At 69.3% G+C, this 14,397-nt stretch carries 19 protein-coding genes; 13 read left to right on the top strand and 6 right to left on the bottom strand.

What is annotated here, in order from left to right; translation table 11 throughout:
* Window positions 1-48: 48 nt before the first annotated feature.
* On the top strand, window positions 49-357 hold the full coding sequence (locus tag FHX75_RS21180) for a 4a-hydroxytetrahydrobiopterin dehydratase (protein ID WP_154942109.1): 309 nt from the start codon (window positions 49-51) through the stop codon (window positions 355-357).
* 303 nt (window positions 358-660) lie between these two features.
* Entirely contained in the window at window positions 661-999 is a 339-nt protein-coding gene (locus FHX75_RS21175; RefSeq protein ID WP_246158415.1) for a hypothetical protein, read from the top strand.
* A 64-nt stretch (window positions 1,000-1,063) separates the two neighbouring features.
* On the opposite strand, the gene FHX75_RS21170 is transcribed toward FHX75_RS21175, so the two are convergent.
* A complete protein-coding gene (locus FHX75_RS21170) occupies window positions 1,064-2,137 on the bottom strand; it encodes a DUF4190 domain-containing protein (protein WP_170285427.1) in 1,074 nt (357 codons plus the stop codon).
* An 85-nt stretch (window positions 2,138-2,222) separates the two neighbouring features.
* Here FHX75_RS21170 and FHX75_RS21165 point away from each other — a divergent pair, with 85 nt between their 5' ends.
* The 4 genes from FHX75_RS21165 to FHX75_RS21150 all read left to right on the top strand — a co-directional run bounded on the left by FHX75_RS21165 (window position 2,223) and on the right by FHX75_RS21150 (window position 4,638).
* Window positions 2,223-2,585, top strand: a complete 363-nt coding sequence (locus tag FHX75_RS21165) for a PH domain-containing protein (RefSeq protein WP_088960401.1) — start codon at window positions 2,223-2,225, stop codon at window positions 2,583-2,585.
* A gap of 66 nt (window positions 2,586-2,651) precedes the next feature.
* On the top strand, window positions 2,652-3,401 hold the full coding sequence (locus FHX75_RS21160; RefSeq protein WP_154942107.1) for a DUF6928 family protein: 750 nt from the start codon (window positions 2,652-2,654) through the stop codon (window positions 3,399-3,401).
* On the top strand, window positions 3,398-4,078 hold the full coding sequence (locus tag FHX75_RS21155) for a class I SAM-dependent methyltransferase (RefSeq protein ID WP_154942106.1): 681 nt from the start codon (window positions 3,398-3,400) through the stop codon (window positions 4,076-4,078). The genes FHX75_RS21160 and FHX75_RS21155 overlap by 4 nt, the downstream gene beginning before the upstream one ends.
* 35 nt (window positions 4,079-4,113) lie before the next feature.
* Window positions 4,114-4,638 (top strand): SMI1/KNR4 family protein, encoded by a 525-nt coding sequence (locus tag FHX75_RS21150; RefSeq protein ID WP_154942105.1) that lies wholly within the window; start codon window positions 4,114-4,116, stop codon window positions 4,636-4,638.
* 14 nt (window positions 4,639-4,652) lie between these two features.
* Here FHX75_RS21150 and FHX75_RS21145 read toward each other — a convergent pair whose 3' ends face one another.
* Window positions 4,653-5,174, bottom strand: coding sequence for a hypothetical protein (locus tag FHX75_RS21145; RefSeq protein ID WP_154942104.1), 522 nt, complete (start codon window positions 5,172-5,174; stop codon window positions 4,653-4,655).
* A gap of 707 nt (window positions 5,175-5,881) precedes the next feature.
* Between FHX75_RS21145 and FHX75_RS21140 the strand changes: the two genes are divergently transcribed.
* From FHX75_RS21140 to FHX75_RS21120, 6 genes are all read left to right on the top strand, one after another.
* The gene (locus FHX75_RS21140; protein WP_342799400.1) at window positions 5,882-6,655 is read left to right on the top strand and encodes a class I SAM-dependent methyltransferase; all 774 of its coding nucleotides are present in this window, start codon (window positions 5,882-5,884) and stop codon (window positions 6,653-6,655) included.
* Between the two features lie 34 nt (window positions 6,656-6,689).
* Window positions 6,690-7,187 (top strand): DUF1877 family protein, encoded by a 498-nt coding sequence (locus FHX75_RS21135; protein ID WP_154942103.1) that lies wholly within the window; start codon window positions 6,690-6,692, stop codon window positions 7,185-7,187.
* Between the two features lie 30 nt (window positions 7,188-7,217).
* The gene (locus FHX75_RS21130; protein WP_154942102.1) at window positions 7,218-7,712 is read left to right on the top strand and encodes a hypothetical protein; all 495 of its coding nucleotides are present in this window, start codon (window positions 7,218-7,220) and stop codon (window positions 7,710-7,712) included.
* A 164-nt stretch (window positions 7,713-7,876) separates the two neighbouring features.
* Window positions 7,877-8,131: a zinc finger domain-containing protein gene (locus tag FHX75_RS32275; RefSeq protein ID WP_425463522.1), complete on the top strand. Its 255-nt coding sequence runs from the start codon at window positions 7,877-7,879 to the stop codon at window positions 8,129-8,131.
* Window positions 8,132-8,658: 527 nt separating this feature from the next.
* On the top strand, window positions 8,659-8,964 hold the full coding sequence (locus FHX75_RS21125) for a hypothetical protein (RefSeq protein ID WP_154942101.1): 306 nt from the start codon (window positions 8,659-8,661) through the stop codon (window positions 8,962-8,964).
* A 415-nt stretch (window positions 8,965-9,379) separates the two neighbouring features.
* Window positions 9,380-9,724 carry a hypothetical protein gene (locus FHX75_RS21120; protein WP_154942100.1) on the top strand — a complete coding sequence of 115 codons (345 nt, stop codon included), beginning with the start codon at window positions 9,380-9,382 and terminating at the stop codon, window positions 9,722-9,724.
* 214 nt (window positions 9,725-9,938) lie between these two features.
* Here the strand turns inward: FHX75_RS21120 and FHX75_RS21115 are convergent, their stop codons facing one another.
* From FHX75_RS21115 to FHX75_RS21105, 3 genes are all read right to left on the bottom strand, one after another.
* Complete coding sequence (locus FHX75_RS21115; RefSeq protein WP_154942099.1) at window positions 9,939-10,874, bottom strand: hypothetical protein; 936 nt, start codon at window positions 10,872-10,874, stop codon at window positions 9,939-9,941.
* Window positions 10,871-11,392 carry a SigE family RNA polymerase sigma factor gene (locus FHX75_RS21110; RefSeq protein WP_246158412.1) on the bottom strand — a complete coding sequence of 174 codons (522 nt, stop codon included), beginning with the start codon at window positions 11,390-11,392 and terminating at the stop codon, window positions 10,871-10,873. The genes FHX75_RS21115 and FHX75_RS21110 overlap by 4 nt, the downstream gene beginning before the upstream one ends.
* Before the next feature lie 160 nt (window positions 11,393-11,552).
* The gene (locus FHX75_RS21105) at window positions 11,553-12,263 is read right to left on the bottom strand and encodes a VOC family protein (RefSeq protein ID WP_154942098.1); all 711 of its coding nucleotides are present in this window, start codon (window positions 12,261-12,263) and stop codon (window positions 11,553-11,555) included.
* A 153-nt stretch (window positions 12,264-12,416) separates the two neighbouring features.
* Between FHX75_RS21105 and FHX75_RS21100 the strand changes: the two genes are divergently transcribed.
* On the top strand, window positions 12,417-12,923 hold the full coding sequence (locus tag FHX75_RS21100; RefSeq protein ID WP_281290826.1) for an NUDIX domain-containing protein: 507 nt from the start codon (window positions 12,417-12,419) through the stop codon (window positions 12,921-12,923).
* Between the two features lie 295 nt (window positions 12,924-13,218).
* Here the strand turns inward: FHX75_RS21100 and ychF are convergent, their stop codons facing one another.
* The gene (gene ychF / locus FHX75_RS21095) at window positions 13,219-14,304 is read right to left on the bottom strand and encodes a redox-regulated ATPase YchF (protein ID WP_154942097.1); all 1,086 of its coding nucleotides are present in this window, start codon (window positions 14,302-14,304) and stop codon (window positions 13,219-13,221) included.
* Window positions 14,305-14,397 lie beyond the last annotated feature (93 nt).

The raw sequence follows: 14,397 nt of genomic DNA, 5'->3' as shown, positions 1-14,397 counted from the left end.
GGCGACGATTTGGCCACAAGCCGGCAACGACGCCTGGGAGGTGCGGTGATGCGCGGGCTGTTCAACAGCCGGTCGAAGCACGACTACCTCAGCGACGCGCTGACGCTCCTCACCGGGTGGACCCGCGAGGGTGAGCAGATCCGGCGGACCCTCGTGATGGACGACACCCAGCACGCGGCGCTGACCGAGCGGGTCAAGGTGGTCGCGGACGCGCTCCGGCTACGTCCCGAGATCAGTCGTCGGGACGAGGAGACCCAGATCCGGGTCGGGCACGGCGACGGTGAGCCGCTGACCGAGGGCGAGGTTCTGCTGGCGGCCCGCATCGAGGACGCGTACCGGGCGGTCACCGCTTCCTGAGCGGCACCCGTCGAGGCTGCAGCCTGGTGGCACGTCTCCATCGTCGGCCCCCGTCCCCCACCGCCGGGGTGATCAGCGGCGTCGCTCCCAGCCTAGGGCTCGCCGGTGCCGCCCGGCCTCGCCGGAACGTGCGGCACCGGGCCGGCCGAGTGGCCGGTCGGGGACGGTCCGTCGCCCCCTCCTGAGACTTTCCTGAAAATCTGTCGTTTCGGCGAAGTCGCCCAGGGTACAAGCTTCGGCACGGGCAGGCTGAAAAAGCCCGTAGAGGACTAACCACACGAAGTTATCCCCTTTGGAGCTGACATGACCACGCCCACCGGCACCAACGTCACCACCCACGGCGTCGACCACCACGACGACCACCTCGGCCACCACGACGTGCGGGTCGCCCGTCGGCACGGCGACGAGACCAAGCCCTCGTGGAAGACCAGCGAGCTCGCCGTCTACCTGCTCTCCGTGATCGGCGTGCTGATCGCCTCGAACGCCGTCGGCGACGGCGCCGCCAACAACGGCGGGGACTACTTCGCCGCCGACAAGGCCTGGTGGTTCATCACCCTGCTGACGATCGGTTACCTGGTCAGCCGGGGCCTGGCGAAGGCGGGCAGCCGCAGCCGCGACGACGACCCGCGCACCAACCACTGACGACCGCACCTCCGCAGCCCCGCCGCGCCGCGTCCCCGGACGCGACCGGCGGGGCTCGCGCGTGTCAGCGCGCCGGTTCGCCCTGCACGGTGGACAGACCCAGGGCCCGGCGTACGGCCAGCTCCGTCTGCGGCTCGCGACGCTGCTCGGCCTGCGCCACCAGCCGGAGCGTCTGGTCACGGTCGGCGGCCTTCTCGGCGTCCCGCCAGTACGCCGCGGCCTCCTGCGCCTCGGCGATCAGCTTCTCCATCGGCTCCTTGACCTGCGCCGGCCACGCCTGGGCGCTGAGCGCGAGCCAGAACCGGCCGTTGGCCGTCGCCGTCCGGGCCACCATGGCGCGCAGCTCCGCCGGCGCGGCGGTCGGACCCTGGGCGGCGAGGACGGCCCGGGCCTCGTCGAGCTCGCGGGTCGCCATCAGGTAGGCCAGCTGCTCGGGACGGACCACCGTGGCGTCCTGGCGCAGCTGCCGGGTCAACGGCGTCGACCCGGCGGCCAGATAGCAGGTGATCTGCGGATAGGTCGGCCACTCGACCCGCGACGGGACGTACCAGCGCAGCCGCACGTCCGGCGGGAGCGAGAGCGGGTCGAGGACGTAGCTGCGCTGCTGCTGCCGGCAGGCCGTCTCGGCCCGCGCCGACAGCGCGGCCGTGCCCGGGTACGCCTCACCGGCGTGCCGCACGTAGGCGGGCAGGCGGTCGACCAGCTCCGCGTCGTGCGGCGCGGTGCAGGGCACCGTGGCGACCTCCTCCGGCGCGGTGCGCGTACCCGTGGGGGTGTCGTCGACGCGGAAGCAGTCACCCGCCCGCAGCCCCCGGACGCCGACCGCCGGGTCAGGCCGGGACACCACCCCGGTGAGGACCAGCGCCAGCGCGAGCGCCCAGACGCCGCAGAGCACCAGGCCGGCGACCGCCAGACCCCGGCCCCGCTCCCCGGTCCGCCTGATCCGGCGCAGCGCGACCACTCCGGCCACCGCCCCCAGCACGCCGCCGAGCAGGCCGAGGACGAAGGCGGCGATCGCCAGGCGGTTCATCCGCCCGTGCGACGGCCGGGGCCCCGCCCACGGCTCCCACTCGCCCGCGGCCGCCTCGGCGAGGCCGGGCGACGCCGGTTGCCTCGACCTGGTGTCGTCCGTGGTCATGTCGCGTTCCTTCCCCCGTGTCCCCCGTGCGGCGTGCAGACTAGTCGACCGGGCCGGCTGGCGTCCGCTTCCTACCGTGGGGTCCATGGCCAATGCGACGTACGACCGCAAGGAGCAGTTCCAGCAGATCCAGAGTGGACTGCTCGACGGAGAGCAGATCATCGCCGTCTACGACGCCGTCGGGACCGGCACCGGGTTCATCGGGCTCACCGACCGGCGCGTGATCATCCAGGACCGGTCGTTCATCGGCAAGCGGTACGCCATCACCAGCATCCCGTACTCGAAGATCACCAGCGTGAGTGTGGTGAGCAACAAGTCGTGGGGCGGCTCGTTCTTCTCCACCGGAGCGATCGCCGTCCACGTCGGCACGCACACCTACGAGGTGGAGTTCCGGGGCGCGCAGAAGAGCCACCACGTGCACAACGTGATCCTGCACTACATCTCCTGACTCCCCGGCTGTCGTAGCTTCCGGCTACCGTCGCCGGCATCGCGTACAACCAACGGGGAGTGGTGGATGGGTGCCAAGACCGGATTGCTGGCCTTCGCCGACGGGGACGTGCCGACCGCACTCCGGCGCGGCGGCACACCCGACGCTCGCCGCACGGCCGAACTGGTCCGCCGCGCGCACCCGGGTTTCGACGTGAGCGCCACCGATGGCAGCACCCTCTCCGACGGCAGCTACCCGCCGGACGACGTGACCTACGCGGCGAGCCTGCCCGGCGTCGACCTCCTCTGCGACCGGCGGTTCATGGTGGACCGTCCATCCGAGCTGTCGGCTCACCTGCTGGGGCTGGCCGCCGGCCGGCGGGTCGTCCTGCACGCGATGCACTCCGTCGTCGACTGGCTGGCCTTCGCCGTCTGGGAGGACGGCGAGCTGGTCCGCTCACTGAGCGTCTCCCCCGGCGGCGGTGTCGGCGAGGACATCGGCACGCCGTACGCCTTCGAGCTGCCGTACCGGGCGGGCGAGCACCCGGTGCGGCCCGTGCCGGGGTGGACCGACGACAAGCCGTACCCGCTGCCCTACCACCCGCTGACGCTGGGCGAGGAGGCGCTGCGCCACCTGTTCGGCTTCGTCGTGGAGGGTCGCCGGAAGCCCGACGATCTGGACGGGGACAGGATCGCCCTGCTCGGCTTCCGGGTGGTGGATCCGACCGGCCGTGAGGCCGCCGAGCGCGCCGCCATGTTGGAGCTGGTACGAACGATGGGGTCGCCCCGCCGGTTCCGTTACGAGAACGGCCGGATGGTCGAGGTCGTGGACCGGTGACCGCCCAGGACGGTTCCGACGGTGTGTCCCGCGCGGCCGACCACGATCGGGTACGCCGGAGCTACGACACGGTGGCCGAGACCTACTGGGAACGCATCGGCGACGAACTGGCCGGCAAGCCCCTCGACCGGGCGCTGCTCGCGGCCCTCGTCGAGCGGACCGGCGACGCTCCGGTGGCCGACCTGGGGTGCGGGCCGGGGCACGTGGCGGCCTGGCTGGCGGAGCGGGGCGTCACCGCCGTCGGCGTCGACCTCTCCCCCGCGATGGTCGCCGCCGGCCGGCGCAGGTACCCGGAGGTGGAGTTCCGCCACGGTGACCTGCTGAGCCTGCCGGCGACGGACGGCGAGTTCGGGGCGGCGGTGGCGCTCTACTCGGTCATCCACCTGCGGCCGGCGGAGCTGCGGCCGGCGTTCGTCGAGATGCGGCGGGTGCTGCGGCCCGGCGGCTCGCTGCTGGTGGCATTCCACATGGGCGCCGAGGTGCAGCGGCTGACCGACTGGTGGGGTCACCAGGTCGATGTCGACTTCCACTACCACGGGGTGGAGACCGTCGCCGGAGCGCTGCGCGAGGCCGGCTTCACCGAGGAGGCTCGGCTGGAACGGGCACACCACCCGCAGGAGGGCGAGACGCGGCGCTGCTACCTGCTGGTCCGGCACCCGGACGAGGGAACGAGCTGAGCGGGCGTGTCGGGGGCCGTCGCTAGGGTGCGGCGGTGACCGGAGATCAGCTCACGCTCCCCGCCCCGCTGCGGGAGGCCCACGACGGTGGCTTCGACTACGACGGCGGCGACGGCATCGATTTCGAGCCGTACGACGCCTTCCTCACCCTCGCCGAAACCGCCGAGTGGTGGCAGGCGTGGAGCGGCAACCCCTCGATGGACGGAGTCGACTTCCGGATCTTCGGCCAGGACGGTACGGGCGGGCTGGCGGCCTGCTGGCTGGTCCGCCCCGGCGAGCCGATCGAGCGCCAGCCGGTGGTGTTCCTCGGCTCCGAGGGTGAGATGTCCGTGGTCGCCCGCGACCTGGCGGCCTACCTCTGGCTGCTCGCAGACGGTTTCGGCCCGATGGAGGCGACGATGTGGCCGCAGCACGAGCACCGGCCCCGCCCGGACGCCCGTCGCACCACGATCGCCGAGCGGTACGCGCCGCAGGCGCGACAGACCGCACCCGAGGTGATCGAGGCGGCGCGGGCCGAGTTCCCCGACTTCGAGCCGTTCATCGAGTCCCTCTGCCACTGAGGGACGGACAAACGTCAGCACTGGTCCAGGCGGCGGAACTCGTCGACGGAGACGATCTCCCCCGCGCGCCAGGTCCGCACCATCCCCGAGCGGAGCTGCGGGTCGGCCAGCACCTGCTCGGGTACGAAGCTGACGCCGTCCAGCTTCCCGTCCCCGGAGCCCGTGCCGGTGAGCACGCCGGCCAGGACGTACTCGTGGTCGGCGGTCAACGCCCGCGGGTCCCGCCCCGGCGTGGGCTGCTGCGGCCAATCGCCCGTCCAGGCGTCCCCAGGATCGCTCAACACGACGCTGTCGGGGCGGTCGTCGCCCGCCGGCCGGAGCGTCACCGGTACCCCGCCCTGCGAGACGTCGGTCAGGGTCAGGTGGTCCAACTGGGCATCCGGGCAGACGGCGATCAGGCCGACGACGCGTCCCTGCGGGTCGACGCTCACGCCCAGCTCGCCGCGCAGGCGCGGGGTGCAGGCCGCGAGACCCGACACGACCAGGATCAGGGACGTCGCGACGGCCACCGGGCGCATCCGCATCTCGTCCCCCAAGGGTACGGCTCTCCTCAGCCTAGAGACGCCCGGCCACGGGTGGGTCACAGTGGAGCCCTCGGCGCATGGATCACGGGCCGACCGACCCCTCCGTCATCGACATGGTCAACGGCGTCTCGGACGAGCCGGCGCCGTGCACCGTGTCCCCGCTGACCGGCGAGCAGTTGCTCGCCTACTTCGGCACGGTCCACCCCGCGCCGGACCAGGTCCTCGTTCAGCGGGTTCTCCGGCGACTGACCCATCGACTCCCTGGCCGACGACCGGGGAGGACACAGCCCCTCGCCACCGGCCGGGCGGCCATTCAGCCCCCGGCCGGTCGCGGTCTCACTGAAAACGCCTGCCGGGCCTTCTGGCGCCGGTCGGCTTGGTGATCACGGAATCCTTGGCTCGGCGGCGTACCACGATCGCGTTTGCCCTTTTCCGCAACCCTTTCAGGATCCTGTCCTTCATCGCCGGCATCCCCTCTCGCGTACGTCAGATCAGTCGTGCGCGTTTCCGCACCGGACAATTGATCCTTCGCACTCCGCGTACCCGATGGGGCTGCAGCCATTCATCAGCGTCGGGCCACGCTGCCGAGCCCGACGCCGACTGGCAGACCGAACGACCTCGCCCACCGCGCCTGACCAGCAAAAACAGGGCCGGAACCGGACGTTGAGGCGGAACTTGGCGCGGGAAGTCCGGGCATCGACGGCGCAGATCGTGTCAGGATGCTCGTCATGTCTCGTCGCGCACTGAGCTTCGGAGTGGTGGCGGAAGCATACGAACGGTTCCGGCTGGGGTATCCCGTGGAGCTCTTCGACATGGTGATGACGTACGCGGGTCAGCCGGTCCGGACTGCCCTGGAGATTGGCGCCGGGACCGGCAAAGCAACCCGTCTCTTCGCTGAACGAGGGGTCACGGTCACCGCGACCGAGCCTGACGGGGCCATGCTCGCCGAGCTGCGTAAGCACGTGGCCGCAAACGTCAAGACCGTGCACGCCGCGTTCGAGGACTTGCGACCGGGCGAGCGCTACGGGCTGGTGTACGCGGCGGCGGCGCTGCACTGGACGAACCCGGAGGGCCGGTGGGCGCGCATCGCCGCGCTGCTGGAGCCGGGTGGCGTGTTCGCCTCGTTCGGTGGACCACTCCAGCTGGCCGACCCGGCTGTGGAAGAAGCTGTTCGCGCGGCCCGGGCACCGTTCCTGGAGAGCGACGATGTTCCGTCTCCAGATGGGACGCCTCCGGGACACATGCAGTGGCCGGGTACGGAGCTCCAACGGTCTGAGTGGTTCGCCGATGTTCGGCAGTCCGTGATGGTGCGGCGGGCGACGATGAGTGCTCGCGACTACGTCGGCCATCTCTCGACCATCTCGGCTTATCTCGAATTGCCGACCCCGGAGCGGGAGCAGGTATTCAGCCAGATCATGCAGGTCCTGCCCGAGACGGTCGAGATTGCCGCCGACCTCACCGTCCACCTCGCGCGTCGGTGCCGCGAGCAGTAGTGCTTCGACAATCAGATCCAGGAGTAGCAGCCCGGTGAGCTTCTACATGCGCCTGCGGGCCACGGCCTCCAACGAGGTCCCGGAGGATTTCTCGTCGCTGCTTGATTTCATGTCGACCGCCTGGGAGGCGCACCAGGAGGAGCACACTGCTGGCATCGCCGATTCCATCGACAAGGACTTCGGCCACGTCCACGAGCTCTACACCACGGGTGCAGACCATGGCGACACCACGAATCCGGCCAACACTCTGCCGATCTTCGGCGGTCGCCACATGCACAGCCCGACAGAAGACCAACCGCCGTTCGTCATCCTCACCCCGGCCGAGGTGCGGAGGACGGCGTTGTTTCTCCGGAGCCTTCCGTTCGACGAACGCTGGCAGATCGCGGGGACGAAGCTCTCCAAGCCGTACATCGGGTGGGAAGACAAGAACGCGGCCAGGAGCATCTTTCTCGGCTACCACAACGACCTGCGCACCTTCTACGAGCGGGCTACGCGAGCCGGACATGCCGTGATCAAAGCGTTTTGGTATTAGCTGCGTGCCCGCAGCAAGAAGGGACCACTCATGCGCCAGCGCACGGCGGCCGGGATCATCATTGGCTGCGTCGTGGCCAGCTCTCTGGTGGTAGGGCTGCTGGGCTGCCTTGGCACGCTTGTGCTGCTGCTGCCCGACGGCCCAGAGCATGCGCGCCGGTATCTAAGTCAGGTGCAGGTGGATCCCGCGTACCGGCAAGTGGGTCAGGGTGGCCAGGGCAACTGCAACTGCAACCTTCAGTACTTCTACCTCGGCCCTAGCCACACGGATCCGGCACAGGTCTTTTCCGGCCCTACGCTCACCCTTCAACCCACGGATGGATCCATCGCCGTTTGGGATCAAATCCTCGAGGGTGAGGGAGCCAGCGAGGCGAGCGGTAACTGCCGGGTGGTCATGTACCGGTACCAGCGTGACCGCGAACCGTTTGACAGTTGGAGGCTGTCCACCGAGGAGCTCGCTCTTGTGGCGTCCGGCCGTCTGGTGGTTCTTTCTCTGTACGCATCGTGCGAGCGAGACCATGCCTAGTACGGCAGCCAGGGCTGCCATCCACCAGGCGCTTTTGACATGATCGGCCCATTTGGGCTTCCAGGCAGGCCCGTATCGCTCGTTTCCGCAGGTCAACAGGGGCGTGTGTGACGGCACGCACAGCGGGAAGGTCGGTCGGATGACCGACCCCCGGGGTCGGTCGGATGACCGACCCCGGGGAGCTGGGGCGAAGCGCGCTCCAGCGAATCCACAAGGCTGCCGTGAGACATCGGGACCTTGAGCTGCACCGCGCGGCCGACGACATCGTCCGAGCGGCCCAGGCGAGGGGCCTCGATCCGGGGTCCGTCGAGTCGTACCGCCCCTGCCCTGTGTGCGGTGCTGAGCCGGGACAGTTGTGCATGAGCGTCCCTGGCCGCCCAGTGAAGCCGGGCGACATGCACCCTGAGCGCACGAAATAGGCCGCCTTCCGTTCCCGTCGGCCCTCGAAGCGGACGTAGCCAACCGCCTGACCTGCGGGAACAGGCCGCAATCAGACCTTGAAGCGGAACTTCGAGCCCCAACGGATCCACCAGCGGCAACGGCTCCCGACGCCCGCTCGCACGGCGTCTCAAGCTGCCGTCGTTGGTCGCTGGTTGGCAACGCTTCACGGTGTCTTGTGCCCCTGTGTGCCCCAGACTGCCAGGCCCTCTCCAGACGGCATCGATTGACGCTGGCTCACATACAGTCGCCTGGTCTTCAGCTTGCGGCCGCCGATCCTGGGAGTCGCCTGTCGAAGGTCCACCAGCGTCCGCAAGCGTCCGACATGCTTGCGCCGTGGTCGATGGTCACTCAGCATCGGTCGTTGCGTCCCTCCTTGGCTGCCACGTCATTGGTACGGTTGGCGCGGGAGGCTCCACGAATGTCCGGATCAGACGAGCATTGGCCGTGGTTCGTGCCTACAGCCGGAAACCTGGCGGCACCGGTGCCGACACCTCCGCCCCGAACCGTGGCAGCGGTGGTGACGAGCCTAATCGGGGCTGTTCCCGGAGTGGCCCTGTCGCTTGCTCCGCTGGCACTCATTCATCAGTACGTGGAGGTGTTCGGGGCCACCGCCACACCGGACAGCGGGTTTAACATCTACACCCTCGGGGCGCTGGCCTGCTTAGCGCTCGGCGGCTTCCTGCTGGTGAGCGCACTTGTGTCGTTGTTCTTCCGGCAGACACGGGCGCTCGGTATCGGGTACCTATCTGGGCTCGTAGTCGGGCCTGTCTGCTTCATGTTTGTCGTTGTGGTCACGAGGCTGGCCGCATAGGGCCTTCAGAGCGGCATCATCAGACAAAGGGTGCTGCTCGCCATCCCGTTGCCGTCGACCCGCCCCTCTGAGAGCGGGGGCCGTCGCCCGGGCCGCCACGTCAAGACGGCCTTGACGGCTCGTACGGGCGCTGGCGGGTCGGGCGGTGGTCTGCTCGGCTTGCCCGGATCGATGGCAGCGGGATGGCCTACCGCAACCACCCACGGACCGTGACCCGCCGGCAGAGCCCCAACCATCCTGGAGCCGGAGCGCCCCCGCCGGAGGCGCACTAACCGCCACCCTGCGACCACCGCCAGCTCGCCGGTGCGGCCGGCGGCACGACCAAGACCGAGATCATGCGCTGCCTCAAGCGCCCCATCGCCCGCGAAGCCTTCACCCACCTCGTCAGCGAGCCAGCGATGCTTCAATCATCGCCGTGACCGACAGCTGGCCCATGGCACTGCGCACCGCGCTCCGGCGCGGGCAACTAGTCGTCGCGGAGGTTCCCGCCTCCCGGCCCGACCGCCGCGCCTGGATCGCGATCTACCCCCTACAGACCCCTGCCGCTGCTGCCACCACCGACCAGCGGTTCAACCTCTTCCACCGTGAGTTCGAAGCCAGCTACATCGACAACGGCTGGTGCGTGGGACCAGGTGACGGCATGACCGACGTGCAGACCGCGCACGCCCAAGACGAGGTGAAACTCAACCAGGTGCTCTCAGCGTGGGGCATCGATCCGAGCCAGCTCACCTACGCTCATCGGACCGACTATCCCGTCTGACACGGCCCAGGACTTGCGGTATGAGAACGCGTCGGTGTGGGCTGGAGCACGGCCCACACCGACGTAAAATTTGATGACTACAACGGCACCAACCGGCAGTACGGGTCCCGCCACCGCCAGTCGCCGGGCGCTTGTGACGACCGCATCTCAGGGCGATCGGTCGCTCGCTGCGGGGACGGCCGTCGTCCTCGCCGAAGCGTTCATCCCGAATTAGTTACTTGGACGGCCACGTATGGACGTAAGCCGGCGGTTCGACCTTCACCGGCGTGCCGTAGTCGGACAGTTCGGTGACCACGTGCAGGTGGTAGGTGTGGACCTCACCCCTGGTGACGAACACCGTGCGGTCGTAGGCCACCTTCGCGATTCGCTTGTCCGCGCCGAGCGTCACCTCGCCCACGAGACGGTCGACGACGCCCCGCGAGGGAGCGTCCTTCACCTGGACCTCGAAGTGGTAGGCGCCATCGGGGGTCTCGGTGACCTTGGCCCCGGCCCGCTGCAGGGTACGGAACAGCTCCTGCGGATCCGCCGAAGCGGTCAGGCCACCGCCCAACGCGAGGTCGTAGTCCAGGTTGTCCTGCTGGCCCGGGTGTCGGCTCCAAACGATCTTGCCGTTGTCCGGCGCGGAGCCATCCCGGGTACCGATGTACCGGACGCCGTTGACCAGCCGCTCATGTTCGAAACCTGCGGCAACCACGGGACGCAGACCCGTGTACGGCGAGTCCAGGTAGCCGGTGGCCGTCGCCGGATCGAAGGCTCCCTCCGTGACCCAACTCGCGCTCACCGGCTCGGGCAGTTCATTCTTCGGCGGGAGCTTGTCCTTCACGGTGGTCGTGACCTTCACCCGCCAACTGATGTTCTCGCTGGCCGCGGCAGCTGCGGCCAGCCGCAACCGCGGCGTGTCGACCGTCGTCGCCGTGGGCCGCTCGGCAACCGGCCCGGGCGAGACTGCCGTGCCGCCGGTGCCCACGGTCAAGGCCGTGGCCAGCGCCCCGACCACACCGATAACGCCAGCGGCGTACGCGGTGCGGTGCAAGGCGGTGCGCCGCCGGTGCCGTCGAGCGGCCTCCCCCAGTACGTCACGGGTGAACGCCAGGCCGGCGACCTCATCCCGCATCCCGACGGTCAGCTGATCTTCCAAGTCGGTGATCATTTACCTGCTCCGTTCATTCCTGCGCCTTCGAGCGCCCAGGCGGCCGTGAGCTCGCGTAGCCGGGCCAGCCCCCGGGAGGCGGTCGACTTGACGGTGCCGACCGAGCAGCCGAGCATCTCGGCGGCTTCGGATTCGCTGAACTGCTCCCAGTAGCGGAGCACCAGCACGGCCCGCTGCCGCGGCGGCAGCATGGCCAGCGCCTGGATGAGTGCCTGCCGGAGGTGCAGCGCCTCGGTACCATCCGCCTGGCCCGGCGGCTCGATCTCGGCCAACACCTCCGGCCGGCGCCCGCGGAGCCGCCACCGGTCAACCGCAAGGTGGTACAGCGTGCGACGCAGGTACCCCTCCTTGTCGCCCTGTACCCGGCTCCAGTTCCGCATCAGCCGCTCCAGCGCCACCTGCAACAGGTCCTCCCCAGCGACCCGGCTGCCGGTCAGCAGTACCGCCGTCGCGAGGAGCGCACCGCCGCGTTCGGCGACGAGGACGTCCAACCCGTCGAAGCGTTTCTTCCGCCGCACCCGATCTCCTTCCGTCCCCACCAAGGACGACGGGTACGGCCCGAAGGTTGACTGGCCGGCGACTTCTCTCGGACCCCCGACCTCGCGCACGGCACAGTCGCGGTCGGGTTCAACCTCGGCGGTTGCCGATTCGGAACCTCGACTCGCCCGCGTTGCCGAATCACCTGAGTGCCGCTGCGAGTTCGGCGGCGTTCTGGAACGCAGCGGCCGCCCGTTCTGATTCATCCGCGTTCAGCACGACGCGTTCGGCACGGGCCAGCATCTCGGTTGCGGTATCAAGGTCGTGCAGCACCACCGCGAGTTCGGCGCGGTACACGAGGACCTCTACCTGTGCGACCGGATCGTCCCCGGCCCGGGGGCGGGCCAGTGTGCTGTCGAGGATCCGGACGGCCTGCCGGACATCGCCCCTGGAATCGGCCTGCACGACAGCGCTCGCCAGAGCCCTGGCCAGGCGCCCCGCCGGCGTGGGTTCAGGGGCGGCGGCCTGGTCGACGACGCGGATCCAGTTGCCGCCGGGGTCGATGACGCTGAACCCGCTCATCCCGTCAGAGTTCTTCCGCGCCCGAGGCCGGGTCATGCGCGGCGTTCCGGACACCAGAACCTTCCCGTACGCGGCGCGCATGCCTACGGCGAACGCCCGGTGCAGTCCTTCGATGTCCGAGGTGAGGACCAGGCAGGAGCCGTAGGACTGCTCCGGGTCGAAGCCGGCGATCTCGAAGAAGTGAAGATGCAGGTCTTCACGCTGCAATGCCACGTACGGGTTGGGCTTGCGCTGCCGGTAGGTCGTACGGAAACCGAGAACCTCGTAAAAATTGACCATGTCGTCGATGGAGGCGCAGGGCAGCAGCGGAACGGTCACCTCGTTGGCCATGCCTCCCTTCCTACGCAGGTCGGGGTGCCCGTCGCACATGGAAATAGCCGTTCGCCCTCCCCAGCCACCTGATCGTCCGAGGTGCCGGAGTGCGGGCCACGAATAGCCGGCCTGTCCCGTCACGGGACATGCTTGACGCTCACGTCCCACCTGATGCCCGACATGATCCTCAAAGGGCGCTTTGGCTGGGGCGAACTTGTCCTATCCCTGTGCTCCAATCCCGTCATGCATGTCGTCGTCACAGGCGCACTCGTTGAAAACGGCGCGGTCCTGCTAGTACACCGCAGCCCGACCAAACGGGCATACCCAGATCTCTGGGACCTGCCCGGGGGGCATGTCGAAGCGGGTGAGTCGGAACTACAAGCCCTCGCGCGTGAGATGCACGAGGAACTCGGTGTGCACATCGTGGCGGAGTCCGCTTCACGGTTGGGCGACTGGCATGCCGGCACTGGTGAGGACGCCGTCCACGTGGGCGTCTGGCACATTGGAGACTGGGTTGGCTCTCCCACCAACCGTGCACCTGACGAGCATGACGACATCGCATGGGTCGGGATCAGCGAGCTGGGCGGCCTTCCCCTGCTGTTCGGCGACTTGGCGGCATTGCTTCGTTGTCTGCCTGAGCCTGAGTGCGCCCGCAGGCACTCAGACGTCACCGACTGACACCAGGACGACCGAGGAACCAAGGCCGGCTGTCGTGCATGTGCGGGGACGGATTCGTCAAGCAGGTGGTGGGACTAGACACGCCGGCAGCCCGGCCGGCCCTCACCTTGGCGGCTGTGTGGCTGCATCACCCGTCTGCTCTCGCCACTGGCCGCCGTCGGCCTGGACGAGACGCTGGACCATCTGTCGGGCCTCGTCCTCGGTGTTGAACTCCCACCGGAGCACCGTGGGGCTGTGCCCCCGGTGTGCCCCAGAGCAACGACACAACCGCCTGACCTGCGGGAACGGGCCGGATTCAGACGTTGAAGCGGAATTCCACCACGTCGCCGTCCTGCATGACGTACTCCTTGCCCTCGATCCGGACCTTGCCGGCGGCCTTGGCCGCCGCCATCGATCCGGCCTCGACCAGGTCGGCGTAGGAGACGACCTCGGCCTTGATGAAGCCGCGCTGGAAGTCGCTGTGGATGACGCCCGCGGCCTCCGGCGCGGTCGCGCCGACCGGAACGGTCCAGGCGCGCGCCTCCTTGGGGCCCGCCGTCAGGTACGTCTGGAGCCCGAGCGTGCGGAAGCCGACTCGGACGAGCTGGTTCAGGCCGGGCTCGTTCTGCCCGATCGACTCCAGCAGCTCGCGGGCCTCCTCCTCGGGCAGGTCCACCAGCTCGGACTCGATCTTCGCGTCCATGAAGACCGCTTCGGCGGGTGCGACCAGCGCGCGCAGCTCGTCGAGGAACTCGGCGTTGGCCAGCTCGGCCTCGTCGACGTTGAAGACGTACAGGAAGGGCTTGGTGGTGAGCAGGTGCAGCTCGCGCAGGTGCTCCAGCTCGATCTTCGCGGCGGCGGCGCCGGCGTAGAGCGTGGTACCGCCGTCGAGCACGTCGACGGCGGCCTTGGCGGCGGCGACCGCGGCGGCCCGGTCCTTGCGGAGCTTGGCCTCCTTCTCCAGCCGCGGCAGCGCCTTCTCCAGCGTCTGGAGGTCGGCGAGGATCAGCTCGGTGTTGATCGTCTCGATGTCGTCGGCCGGGGAGATCTTGCCGTCGACGTGCACCACGTTCGGGTCGGAGAACGCGCGCACCACCTGGCAGATCGCCGAGGCGTCGCGGATGTTGGCCAGGAAGGCGTTGCCCCGGCCCTGCCCCTTGGAGGCGCCCCGCACCAGGCCGGCGATGTCGACGAACGACACCGGCGCCGGCAGCACCTTCTGCGAGGAGAAGATCTCGGCGAGCGTGGCCAGCCGCTCGTCCGGCAGCCCGACGACGCCGACGTTGGGCTCGATCGTGGCGAACGGGTAGTTCGCGGCGAGCACGTCGTTCTTGGTGAGCGCGTTGAACAGGGTGCTCTTGCCGACGTTGGGCAGGCCGACGATGCCGATGGTGAGACTCACGACGAGCCAGCTTACGCCGGTGTCGGCCGACACCCGGCAGGTAGGCCCACCAGCCGGGGGAAAAGACGTCCCGGGTACGCCCGCAGCGTTGCT

It is taken from the genome of Micromonospora palomenae (assembly GCF_007829925.1).
GTDB classification, from domain to species: Bacteria; Actinomycetota; Actinomycetes; order Mycobacteriales; family Micromonosporaceae; genus Micromonospora; species Micromonospora purpureochromogenes.
This window is presented reverse-complemented; position numbering and strand designations above follow the sequence as displayed.